Annotated in this window: 10 protein-coding genes and 3 pseudogenes; 6 read left to right on the top strand and 7 right to left on the bottom strand. The window is 58.0% G+C overall.

The genetic code is table 11. The features are described 5' to 3' along the window. From CO676_RS25590 to CO676_RS25575, 5 genes and pseudogenes are all read right to left on the bottom strand, one after another. The coding region (locus tag CO676_RS25590; protein WP_179875646.1) for a saccharopine dehydrogenase NADP-binding domain-containing protein at window positions 1-679 on the bottom strand (679 nt) is incomplete at its 3' end. 90 nt (window positions 680-769) lie between these two features. Next, on the bottom strand, window positions 770-1,867 hold the full coding sequence (locus CO676_RS25585) for a D-alanine--D-alanine ligase (protein WP_097523151.1): 1,098 nt from the start codon (window positions 1,865-1,867) through the stop codon (window positions 770-772). Between the two features lie 716 nt (window positions 1,868-2,583). Then, window positions 2,584-3,456 carry a diaminopimelate epimerase gene (gene dapF, locus CO676_RS25580; protein ID WP_245424458.1) on the bottom strand — a complete coding sequence of 291 codons (873 nt, stop codon included), beginning with the start codon at window positions 3,454-3,456 and terminating at the stop codon, window positions 2,584-2,586. A gap of 184 nt (window positions 3,457-3,640) precedes the next feature. Beyond that, entirely contained in the window at window positions 3,641-3,892 is a 252-nt protein-coding gene (locus CO676_RS35440) for a hypothetical protein (RefSeq protein ID WP_179875638.1), read from the bottom strand. A gap of 19 nt (window positions 3,893-3,911) precedes the next feature. Continuing rightward, window positions 3,912-6,601: pseudogene (locus tag CO676_RS25575) on the bottom strand (Tn3 family transposase); the annotation flags it as partial. A gap of 122 nt (window positions 6,602-6,723) precedes the next feature. On the opposite strand from CO676_RS25575, the pseudogene CO676_RS37045 reads away from it, so the two are divergent. From CO676_RS37045 to traR, 6 genes and pseudogenes are all read left to right on the top strand, one after another. After that, a pseudogene (locus CO676_RS37045) lies at window positions 6,724-6,924 on the top strand (glutamate dehydrogenase); the annotation flags it as partial. A 76-nt stretch (window positions 6,925-7,000) separates the two neighbouring features. Continuing rightward, window positions 7,001-7,195: a hypothetical protein gene (locus CO676_RS36305; RefSeq protein WP_245424464.1), complete on the top strand. Its 195-nt coding sequence runs from the start codon at window positions 7,001-7,003 to the stop codon at window positions 7,193-7,195. A gap of 224 nt (window positions 7,196-7,419) precedes the next feature. Beyond that, window positions 7,420-7,893, top strand: coding sequence for a DUF3422 family protein (locus tag CO676_RS36300; protein WP_245424456.1), 474 nt, complete (start codon window positions 7,420-7,422; stop codon window positions 7,891-7,893). Continuing rightward, entirely contained in the window at window positions 7,796-8,218 is a 423-nt protein-coding gene (locus tag CO676_RS36295; RefSeq protein ID WP_348628077.1) for a DUF3422 family protein, read from the top strand. The genes CO676_RS36300 and CO676_RS36295 overlap by 98 nt, the downstream gene beginning before the upstream one ends. Window positions 8,219-8,610: 392 nt before the next feature. After that, window positions 8,611-9,142, top strand: a pseudogene (locus CO676_RS25560) (UPF0262 family protein). 450 nt (window positions 9,143-9,592) lie between these two features. Continuing rightward, entirely contained in the window at window positions 9,593-10,297 is a 705-nt protein-coding gene (gene traR / locus CO676_RS25555) for a transcriptional regulator TraR (protein ID WP_097523142.1), read from the top strand. A 3-nt stretch (window positions 10,298-10,300) separates the two neighbouring features. On the opposite strand, the gene CO676_RS25550 is transcribed toward traR, so the two are convergent. Both CO676_RS25550 and CO676_RS25545 read right to left on the bottom strand, forming a co-directional pair. Next, window positions 10,301-10,603, bottom strand: coding sequence for a transcriptional repressor TraM (locus tag CO676_RS25550; protein ID WP_097523141.1), 303 nt, complete (start codon window positions 10,601-10,603; stop codon window positions 10,301-10,303). Between the two features lie 312 nt (window positions 10,604-10,915). Further along, a complete protein-coding gene (locus tag CO676_RS25545) occupies window positions 10,916-11,542 on the bottom strand; it encodes a TraH family protein (protein ID WP_097523140.1) in 627 nt (208 codons plus the stop codon). Window positions 11,543-11,554: the final 12 nt, after the last annotated feature.

Genomic DNA, 11,554 nt, shown 5'->3' with positions numbered 1-11,554 from the left:
GAACGCGGCCCTCCAGCGTCTTGGCAAGCGTACCGAGACCACCGGACGTGTTGAATGCCTCGTAGGGGACGCCATCGAGCGAAAACTCTTCGCGCTCTTCCATTGCCGGAACCGTGACGAACTTGCCCTCAACAATCGCTTCACAGGGTTCGATATACTCGTTGATCAGCCCGTCCGTGCTCCAGGTCAGATTGTAATTCAGGGCGTTCGAGGGATATTGCGGCAGTGCGCCAACACGCATGCGCACGCTATCCAAAGTGTCGAAGCGCTTTGCCAGATCATTGGCGACAATCGAGATGAAGCCTGGCGCGAGACCACACTGGGGGATGAAGGCAACATCCGCCCCCTTGGAGAGTTCCTCGACATTCTTGGTCGTTGCCACATCTTCCGTGAGGTCAAGGTAATGCACCGAGGCCTCCAGTGCAGCCTCTGCGACTTTGCCGGTCAGGCTGAAGGCCGCCGCGGAGAGAACCGCGAACTTCCCACGAAGCAGCCCGACGAGTGCCGCATCGTCAGTGACATCGACGACCTTTGCCGAAATCGCGGGATGCTTGTCGAGTTTGTCGATCTGCGCCTGGTCACGATCGGTTACGACGACATTGTAATCGCCGGTCTCGGCCAGCATCAATGCGATGGCGCCACCGATCTTGCCTGCGCCAATAACTACTACGTCCTTCATTAATCTTCTCCGCGGTTGGCGAGCGTCGCCGAATTTGCCATTTGCGCTGTTCAGCCGAATTCGCAGAAAGCTGGCGACGGGCGAAGCCAGCTAAGCAGACTCTTCCAGGCTGATGATATGGGGCTTCCGATTGTATTTTGGGGCTGCGGCGCACAACTGAGATAGCATATCTATGACGCTTATGCCGTACCCCTTGAGCATGGCCTGAAAGATACTATCCTCCGCAAGTCCAGGAACGTAATTGCACTCGAGAAACCATATTTCTCCGTCTGGGCATACGCGGAAGTCAAAGCGCGCCGTTGCGTATACATCGACAAACTCCAATATTGAACGAGTGACGGATTTTATTCTAAGGGAGATGCTGTCGGCATCCTTGAGGACAACTTTTCTGTTCTTCGATGTGAATTTCTTTTCCTCGTATCCGAGAAAGTTCCCGCTTGCCTCAATTCTTACGACCGGAAGAATGATGGGTTCCGCATGGACCATAAACAGGCCACATGAGTAATCATCTCCGGGGATGAATTCTTGGACGAGAGCGGCACTATCGCGCTCGAATATGGTCGCCAACAGGCCGGATATCTCCGTCTTTGAAGCTTCAGGGCTCGGGAATAGGCGAGTGCACAATGATGAACCAAGCGAATTCGGCTTTATCACAATAGGACGATCTGATGCTTTAGCAGCCTCGACGGCAGCAGTCGATGAACGAGGTCTCAACAATTGCATCTGCGGGATTTTCACAACACTTGCGGGCAACGCGGATGAAACGAAACTGGACATCGCATACTTGTTCATAGTCAAGGCTGCGACACAGGGGTCTCCAAATGTTCCATTGAGTTTCAACAAATCTGCTAATGCTTGGACACCGCCGTCTTCTCCAAACTGGCCGTGCAGCAAGTTTATGAGATACTCTTCTTTCGCAGATTGAAGGACCTCTGTAAGCGGACGCCCTGGAAGGTCGTCGCAGCCTGAGAGTTGGCGTTTCACGTCGACGATAGAGGAGTTTTCGTGTAACGCTATCACCTGAACATCGCCAGTCTTTCGAGAAACGTGATATATGTTTTTGATATCGAATGGCCGCAACGCAGGCGGATATTCCCAGTATTTTGACAAGACGTTCATCAAGGAAGAGATAGACCCCTCATATTCTGCGGAAAGGCCTCCTGCTAAAATTGATATATTGATGGACATTGTGCAATACTCCCGTACCATTGCTGGATTGTCGGTCTTGTTTGCCCTGACTTCGACCTGCTGGAAACACGCTTCCGTTCATATCGATTAGCATTTGGCCGAAGACGGTCACTAATTCGTCCGAAGGCACACACTGTGCCAACCACTTAGAGCCATTTCTTTACGCAGTCCCATCATTGGACCTGCCGGCAACACACCGCCATCAACTTCATCCATGTCTTGAGGGCTCCAGAAATATTGCAAACCTCAACAATTGAAGCGCTACAACCCCGGGCGTGCTCAGTGGCTTCGCTGCAACAAACTGAAGGCTCGCTCGCGGTGCCTCGGCGCTTTCTCAAACTGGTCATGGTAAAGCCCTGATGTTCTGTGCGGATGGTAATGATGGTTGCAGCAATTCGTGTGCCAACCGTAAAGGCCAGGGTTCAAAGGATGTGAACTGTCGCATCGCCCACGTTTTGTCAGATACCTAACCGATCGACGGTTCCATTCCCGACCATTCTCCACACGCGGACTAAGGAAGCGCGTCCAAAAGTCTGCCAAATACGGCGTGTTGGGGTGCTCTGCGGCTTCGTCAGGCGAAAGCCGCGTCGAATTCCTCTGGTTCCGTTCAGCCCCGCCATTGCGGCGCCTGGCGGCTAGCAAGTCCAATGGACGGATTGAGGAAAATGGTGTGAAGTATCGTATTCGCCGCCAGCCTCTGAAACGCTGCAGGCGAGTTACGGTATTTCGATTGTTCCCCGGAAACTAATCGCGACCGGCCCAGCTAAGATAGCCATGGACCCTTCGGTGATCTGGACCGCCAACTCCCCTGCGGGCACTCGCACCGTGATCGTTGTAGGCTTTAGGTGACCTCTCATGATAGCGGCAAAGGCGGCCACGCATGCCCCGGTCCCACATGCCTTTGTCAAAATGCCGGGTCTTTCCCAAACAAGTAGGCGAAGCGTATGGTCGTCAACCACTTCCGCGACACCGACATTAACCCCCACGGGGAATAGACTTGCGTTTTGCACAAGCGGCGCGTAACGGGCGATATCGACACGATCGAGTTGAGGTACAAAGAATACGACATGCGGATTGCCAATGCTGAGCGCGATTCCGTCGGTGAGCGGTCCATTCGCAATCGGAAGATGATGCGTGTCAACTGGTTTGGCCAAGGGAATATCGGTCCAACGAGAGCTTATGGGGCCTAGCGCGACGCTTATTTGTCCCATCCTCTCCTTTCTACAGGTTAAGGTGCCAGCTTTGGTTTCTATCTTCAGTTCGCTCTTGCCCGTTTCTTGCAGCAAGAGATGCCCGACGCACCGCGTCGCATTTCCGCATGCTCCGACTTCCTCGCCGTCGATATTGAATATCCTCATGGCGGCATGCGCATCGGCGGAACGCGGCTTCTCGATCGTGAGAAGTTGCTCTCCTCCCACGCCTCTGCGGCTGTCGCAAATCTGGGTGATCCTTTCGGTACTCAAAGAGAAATCGCTCTCCCGTCGATCGAAGATGACGAAGTGGTTCTCTAAACTGTGCATCTTGATGAACATTTCATGGCGGCTTGCTTCAGCCATCCCGGGGTAATCCTTAAAGACATTGTCGTACATGATTGCTTCGGTCTCCACAGCGAATGGTGAGGTGGCCCCCGAATGAGTTTCAAAGATTATGCCAAGTCTCGCGAGACTGGCCAGACAATCTGAGACCGAACCAATTTCTCGCTCTACAGCTGCTCAATTGTGACTTCGATGCCGGGGAAGATTGCGTCGGCACAGCGACAAAGCTTTGTCTTCATTAAGACACCTCTGTTACCCGAGAGGCTGTTGTGACCATCAGCTCAGGGGTTATCAGCGCGGTGATGCGCTCAATATCGTTACAGGTCTTGCGCAACTGGCGCGCCGCCACGGTGTCGCGATTGGCTCCCATGACGGCGACAGCATCGAAAAGGTTCACCTGCTGCACAGCCTTGGTGCGGTTATCTCGAAGTTTGCGATCACCATCGAGGCGGCGGTGGAGGCGGGGCGCTTGGGACTTTTGACAAGTCATGGGCGCCCCCAATGCGCTGCTGCCCCTCCGTGGTTCGATCCCGGATTTCACCCTGCCTGCCAATGCGCAAGGCATTCTTGAGTGCATGATGAGCCTCGCCCTTGTTGAGGCCGATCTGGGCGCGGCGCTGCATATCGGTGTCGAGGATCCACTCTATGATAAAGAGAGTACGTTCGACGCGTCCTACCTCGCGCAGTGCCGCCGCCAAATCGTTCTGTCGGGGATAGGATGCGAGTTTGCGGACTAACCGCTCGGTTTGATCTTGCCGGCAGCCATCGTGGCGGCGCACCGGAATAGATCGGGCCAATTTGCGACGATCAGCTCTTCCCGGATTTTGCCGCCGACCAGGCCGCGCAAATCCTTCGGCGTTGCTGCGGGATTGAACACGTAGAGCCGTTTCGATGGCAAATCACGAATGCGCAGGATGAGGCGATAGCCAAGCATGGCGCTGATGCCGAAAAGGTGATCCGTGAAGCCGGCCGTATCGGCATATTGTTCCCCAACCTGCCGACCTGCCTCATTCATCAGCAAGCCGTCGAGGATGTACGGTGCTTCGCTGACCGTTGCGGGAATAGTCTGCGACGTGAAGGGCGCGAACTGGTCATTGACGTGGGTGTAGGCTTTCAAGCCAGGTTCATTGCCGTACTTGGCGTTGATCATGTTCATGGCCTCGCCCTGTCGTGCCGATGGGAAGAACTGGCCATCGCTCGATGCCGTCGTCCCCATGCCCCAGAACCGGGACATCGGCAGCTTCCCCTGCGCGCCTACGACCATTGCCAATGCCTGTTACATAGCCTCGCTCTCGACATGCCAGCGGGCGAGGCGTGAGAGCTCCCAGTAATCATGCGTGTTCGAGGCTTCCGCCATTTTACGAAGGCCGAGGTTCAGTCCCTCCGCAAGCAGGACGTTCAACAAGCCGACCCGGTCGGCGCATGGCGCTCCGGTTCTCAGATGGGAGAAGGCGTCGGAGAAACCGATCGCCTTATCAACCTCCAGCAAGATGTGATCCGCACCGGCGGCATCCGACGATAAAGATCGAGAACCAGTTCCTCTGCGTTTTCGGGAACGTCTGCGGTCAGCCGGTCGATCCGCAACGTTCCATCTTCAATGCTGCCATGGGGAATAGTCCCATCGCGAGCGGCACGCGCTAAGCGCTTCAAGCCGTCCGCAAGACGGGCTTTGCGATCAGTCAGCCAGGCCTGAGGATCAAGAGGAACTGCCAGTCTGGCGTTCGCCTGCGCCGAGGTCAACGGTACAAGGACCTGCTTTAGATCACCGTATCGGCGGGAATGATCCAGCCATATGTCTCCCGATCGGAAAGCATCGCGGAGATGGAACAGGACCGCGACTTCCCAAAAACGACTGTCGCTTCCATCTTGCGCGCGGAGATGGCGTTGCCATTTCGAATTTGGCCGAAGGAATGATGCGTCGGCCGAGGGCAATATGCGCATCGCGCCGATGGCTTTTGCGGCTAAAATCAATGGCTCGGCCACGGGTGCAGCTTTCAGCTTCAGGCATCGCAACATCCGCGGCGCGTATCGGCGGAACCGATGATATCCTTGTCCGACGTGGGCCAATGGTTCATCCGCCAATGTATTGGTGAGTTGCGTCCCTGCGGCGACCAGTTGTTCAGGCCGATGCCATTCTGCCGATCGTGCCATTGCATTTTCCAGCGGAATGCCATCGTCGCGAGCTTCCAGCAAAGAGGCACCCAAGGCCGTGAAAGCGCGCAGGGTATTCGTGACCGCCACCTTGGAACCGGCAATCCGCTCGTCATGGAGCCGTTTCGCCTCTCGCCAGGTTTTCCCGACGATACGGTCGCGGGTCTCGATAACGGCGTCGGCGATCCGGCTTCCCATTCCACGGCGCAGACGGCGATGATCGGCCATCGCCGATCCGAACTGATGTCGCGCGGGCCATCCGTGAAGTAACGCTCGCCCTGCCGACGGAGACGCGCGATGCGGTGTGGCGGGATACCTATGAGGATCTGAGGATCGATCTCCAGACCGCGCAGGAACTCCAGCCGATCAAGCAAGCGGTTCGCTGACGCGGAATTGCTGCCGACCTCGAAGTGGCGAAGCCAGATGAAACGGCTGATGTTTCTGTCCACCATTTCGGTCAGAAGCCCGTCCAGTCGCCCGCGCGCATTAAAATCGAGCCTTTCCGCTATCCGTGCCTCGATGCGTCGCTCGGCCGCAACGAGAGCATCGGCGCACAGACGCTCGATCGTTGACACCGCCGGCAGGATGGTCACCATTCTCCTGCATTGCGCGACGAAGCGCTGCGCCAGATCCTCGTTCGACCTCGCATCTTCGGCCTGATCGAAAAGCCAGTCTCGCAAATCACGTGCGCCACGGCCCGCGAACGCCTTGTAGCCGTAGATCTCGCGTAGGGCTTCCATATGCTGCTGGCGGGTCTGGCGGCGAGTGGCATAGGTGAGAAGCGCGTCAGCCGGGATGCCGAGTTGAGCTCCGATAAAGACAAGACTTCTTGCGGGATCAACTCTCCTGGCGCGAGCGCACGACCGGGATAGCGAAGCGCACATAGCTGTAAAGCGAACCCGAGCCGGTTCTTCGGCCTGCGCCGTTCCCGGATATGTTCAAGGTCGTCGTCGGCCAGCGTGTAGTGCCTGAGCAACGAGAGTTCGTCGGTCGGCAGAGCGAAGAGCACCGAGCGCTGTCGTTCGGTGAGAATATGTCGCCTTGGCATGCCGCAACTGTCCCTATTGAAGTATGGTCGTTTCGCTCTTAACACCTTCATCGATCACCGACCGAAGGTGGTCTCGGCGATGTCGTCACTTGCAACACCAGTAGACCACAGTGAGCATTGCAATGAATTCCGCCAATTTCCTCGAAAGCGTCGACCAGAACTTCCGCCATGCCATGTCCTTCCTGGTACCCGAGGGACTGGCGGAGAGGATCATCCAATGCAACTCGACCTATACGGTTCGCTCCGGCGTTCGGCTGAGGGGACGCATGTACAGCTTCATCGGCTGGCGATCGTTGCACAGTGAGCATTGCGAACCGGTCAAGGGCGGCATTCGTTATGCCTCAAATGCCGATGCCGAGGAGGTCGAGGCACTCGCGGCGCAAAGACTTTCCGGCCGACATGCGCGACGAGTTCCTCGAAGGTGGCGCCGAGATCGACCTCGTGCGCTCGGGCCTCGAAGACGTGATGCGCAGCACCTGGGCCCGCATCGGCGATCTTCTCGAGGCGCAGCCGGAACTCGGTGATTATCGGACCGCAGCCTATGTCGCCTCCATTCGGCAGGTCGCCGACGCCTATGAGGCAATTGGGATTTAGGTGGGGTGGTCCGTGCTGAGAGACGAGATAGATCAACCGCCGACAGCAAACTTTACGGCTGAGCTCCATGCACGGCCGTCCATCTACTTCTCGGGACCAGCACTGGTCGAGCATGTTGCTCTGATGCCGTCTCAACCGCCTGCCAGACAGATGGGCGGCTCGATATCTTTCGGCAAACTGAGACCGACCGTATCAAGACGCGCGTCGAATATCACACAGAGTTCGTGACGGTCACACGCGTGACGATGCTCGACCAAGAACCGGAAGAATGGCCGAAGCCGACGCTGGCGACTTCCGGAATTCTCCAAATGCTGGAACTACAATCGGCCTCCGTCATTGGCCAGGTCAGTATTTTGGTAATGGGTCCCGCCCCGGAACAGCTGGGAGACGTCCTATCGAAATTTGGCTTCGGTGACACTGCTGCGTCGGCGGTAGCAGCAGGTGCTGGTCTGGTATGTTCAGACTTCCGCGTTCGTTCAAACCTGTGGAATTATACCCTGCTCTTCAACAAGGATTTGAACGCCTATCGTCTCGGCCGCATGGTCCGCAGGATCTACGAGATAGAGACCTACCGTTCGATGGCGCTACTGGGCCTGCCGCTTGCGCGGGGCCTCGCGCCGCGCCTTGCCGAGTTCGAGGTTCACAAGACGCTTCAAACCAGCGGTTCGTACGTGCGAGGCTGCGTCCCGTCGGCTTGAGCAATTGTCAGCTGCCACCATGCATCTCCTGAACCTGCTGCAAACCCGCATTCAGGTCGAGATCGAGTTCCAGAACGCCGTTCAGATCAAGTCAGTAGCTGAACGGGCGGCGACACAGGTCAAGATCCAGCGCTCGGTTGAGGGGTTCTCGATCATCGGCATCAGTTACTACCTCATCGGCCTCATCAAGACCGCCTTCGAGGCCTGCCAGCACGCTGGATGGGACGTCAGTCCGCTGCTGATGTTGGGATCAATCCCGCTCGTGTTCCTGGCCGTCACGGCCACAGTGCTTCGCGTGAAGGACGCACTCGCGACCCATGAATAGAACAGTGAACCAAATGAGGAACGCCCATGCCACCAGAAGCCGCAAACTCTCAAAAGCAAGACGAAATCCTGCAAAACTACGGATCCATCGGCATTAGAGCGGTAGCAGCGGCATGCAAGATTTCTATTGTTGCCAGCCGACCCAGCCGGAGCGAGGCTGTGAATGACGAGGGTCGTTGGTGGGATTGGCGCCAGCGCAACCAAACCTACGAGAGCGACTAGCGCCCAGACAATGGTGTCAAGAGGACGACATGGACCCTCGGCGCCTCATCGGCGCCCTTCCGCCGCCCAACCTCCCGGGGCGGCCTGGCTGTCGTTGGGCGTGTCCCGGCGGCAGCCACCTTTATCCCGACCGTGTTTAACACGTGTGCCGCCGATCTGTGGAGGCGCGACATGAAAGCGGCCACGGTCTCCAAAGCCTCATCATCCGGCGCACGGCTCTGCGCCGTCTCGCTCGATGGCTCCTTTCGTGTTCAGGACGATCCACATCTCAAGCGGGAACAGGCGATTGCGATCGTCGATCTCCTGAACGAGAACAGTTTCGCTCCCGTCGGCCATGACGGCGGCCCCTACCGCCTCGAGCTCGCATTGGTCGAGCGCCGCCTGGTGATGACGATCTCGCTTGATGGCGGCGAGCATGTCGTCAGCCATCATCTGTCGCTGACACCGTTTCGCCAAGCTCAAGGACTATGCGCTCATCTGTGACAGCTTCAACAACGCCGCCGGCCGCGCCAGCCCGGAGAAGGTCGAGGCGATCGACATGGGGCGTCGCAGCATCCACAACGAGGCGGCCGACCTGTTGCAGGCCCGTCTCGCCTCAAAGGTCACCGTCGACATCGACACCGCGCGGCGGCTGTTCACCCTGATCCATGTGCTTTTGATGAGCAGCCAGCAGCATGGCGGACATTTGCGGAGGCTGGCATGACGATGGGCAAGCATTTCGGCGAGGATTTCCGTCCGCGGTCCCGTCTTGCGGTGGCAGTCTTATGATCTGAACGAGCATAAAACAGAGTGAAGAATGCAATGACTGCAACGACGAACCGCGATCAATGGCTGGACCAGGAACGTCCTGGACTTACTCAGCAGCTTCGTTCGCCACGGGGCAACCGTTCCGGTATAACAGACCCGGCGCAGCCCGCGAGTCGCCCCGCCCTTTCCCCATGTGGCGAAGAAGTGAGTGACCCAATGCCGATGAGCATGAACAGCGAGACTGGCCCGAACCAGTCGCCGTTTCGAAGAGTGCCGTACGGCAGATCTGATGCCGAGTCCAGCCACTGTCCCCACGACCATCGTCGCGTCGACAACACAATCTGGAGAACTCGCTAGGCCCACCGGTCACCGGGCTGGGGGGCCCGAACTACATGGAGAATTTGGAATGCGACACTTGCTGGACAAGATGACCGATCTCGCGGCAATTCCGGGCAACGAGGAGAGCCTGAAGGCTGGACTTGCGACGTTTACGGAGGATGCCGGTTACTCTGCATATGCCTATGTATCTTTCCGGACTGGCTACACGATGGTCATCTCCAACTACAGCGGCGGATGGCAAAGCACCTATTTCCAGAAGAATCATGCGGCCGTCGATCCCGTCATTCGCCGCGCCAGATTGCTCAAGGGAGCGTTTACCTGGAGCGGCGAACGGGAAAGGCACCGCCTTTCGAAAGCGGAGCGATCGTTTTATTCCGACGCCGCGGAGTTCGGGATCCGGTCCGGCATCACCATCCCGATCAAGGCGGCGCAGAATACGATAGCAATGTTTACGCTCGCCTCGGACAAGCCGGCGATCGATCTGACGCACGAGCTGGACCCGGTCGAGGCTGCGGCGGCGGTGGGGCAATTGCATGCCCGCATCGTCTTTACGGATCCGACACCGACCGTCAACGACGGCCTTTCCCTCGACCCGAAGGCCGCCACCTATCTGAGCTGGTTTGCGGTTGGAAAGTCGATGGGAGAGATCGCGACCATCGAGGGCGTCAAATACAACACCGTCCGCGTCAAGCTTCAGGAGGCACGAAAGCCCTTCGACATCCACTCGAACACGCATATGTCGTCGGTCGCCATTCGCAGGAAACTGATCTGACGATCAGTTGACCATGACTTTCGGGATATAGCCGAGGACGGTGATCAGCGTGTTCACCGTATACATCTGCGCGTGCATTTCCATGCAGGCCTTGATGTAGGTCAGATGCTGAGGGCCGCCCTTCGCCTCTCCCGACTTATATTCCTCGGGAAGCTCCTGGTAGAGCTTGTCGGCTCCGTCGACCAGAACGCGGTGGGTTCGGATGGCATCCACCGCGAGGCTTTCCACCTCGGCCTTGGAGAGCCCTTGCGTCAGTCCGAAGATGGCACGAATTTCGAGTTTCTCGTCAGGCTTTAAGGCGTCCATCCCACTTCCACTCTTCTTCCTGTCCGCGGTGCGCCCCCGCCAACGTTAATCTTCTGAACCCAAGCCGGGGGTTGGAAACCGTCGTAGACAGTCCTGCGACCTTTAGCACCGAGGCGCCTGGACATGCGTCACAGGCCCCCGGCCAAATGGTCAGAGGATCCTGGCGCCGTTTCGGCCGGCGCCAACCGCTACGAGAGGTTTCCACACCCCGGGACAGCGCGTACTGTCCTGCCCGCCCTTATAAGGGGCCGATATTGTCTTCGCTAGTAGAACAGTCGAAGAACCCCGCTGCAGATCTGCACGTGCATGACGTCAACGCGTTGCCCCGATCCCGGAGAGATCGATCCGGATGCCCGCCTTGTTCGGATCGGAGGCGACCGCATCGGCAGGAATTTCGGCCTCGTCCTCTTGTTCACCATCGCGGGACCTTTCGTCGGCGTTCTCGCTCGCGAGCGGTTCCGGCTCGGCGCGTTTTTCATCGTCAGGGTCCGGCGTCCGAAACACCGCCTCCCCCTCGAAATACCCCGTCTGCCAGGCGATGATCGCGTCGTCGAGAACTTGGCGCGCAGCCTCCTCGCCGGTCGGGTTGCCGTACCATTTGAGGACGATGCGATAGACTTTGGCGAAGAGCGCCGTGCCCATGCGGATGTTCGCGCAAGCTTCGACCAGGTCCGGTTTCAGTTGACCGGCCTCGAGAATGCCGAGGCCGGCCGGGTATTGGGTGATGCCGACGCGGGTGGCATTGCGGCCGATATGCTTGCGGATCACGTCCATCGCCTCGTCCGCCGACTTTGGTTTCGGCACGAGCACGACGCGGTTGCCGGAGCGCACGGTGACGGCAAGCGGGTCCGGCGATCCCGCCCGCGCGATGAACTCACCGACGATCGCGGGCTTCAGACCGGGATCGGCGCATTGCTGGATGAGGGCGGCATCGACCATCCCGGTTTCTCC

This window comes from Sinorhizobium sp. BJ1, assembly GCF_002531555.1.
GTDB classification, from domain to species: domain Bacteria; phylum Pseudomonadota; class Alphaproteobacteria; order Rhizobiales; family Rhizobiaceae; genus Sinorhizobium; species Sinorhizobium fredii_B.
This window is presented reverse-complemented; position numbering and strand designations above follow the sequence as displayed.

Coding starts and splice junctions, on each gene's coding strand:
- CO676_RS25585 (WP_097523151.1), bottom strand. CDS start 1,867: ATGTCCATCAATATATCAATTTTAGCAGGAGGCCTTTCCGCAGAATAT.
- dapF (WP_245424458.1), bottom strand. CDS start 3,456: ATGTACGACAATGTCTTTAAGGATTACCCCGGGATGGCTGAAGCAAGC.
- CO676_RS35440 (WP_179875638.1), bottom strand. CDS start 3,892: ATGACTTGTCAAAAGTCCCAAGCGCCCCGCCTCCACCGCCGCCTCGAT.
- CO676_RS36305 (WP_245424464.1), top strand. CDS start 7,001: ATGCGCGACGAGTTCCTCGAAGGTGGCGCCGAGATCGACCTCGTGCGC.
- traR (WP_097523142.1), top strand. CDS start 9,593: ATGCGACACTTGCTGGACAAGATGACCGATCTCGCGGCAATTCCGGGC.
- CO676_RS25550 (WP_097523141.1), bottom strand. CDS start 10,603: ATGGACGCCTTAAAGCCTGACGAGAAACTCGAAATTCGTGCCATCTTC.
- CO676_RS25545 (WP_097523140.1), bottom strand. CDS start 11,542: ATGGTCGATGCCGCCCTCATCCAGCAATGCGCCGATCCCGGTCTGAAG.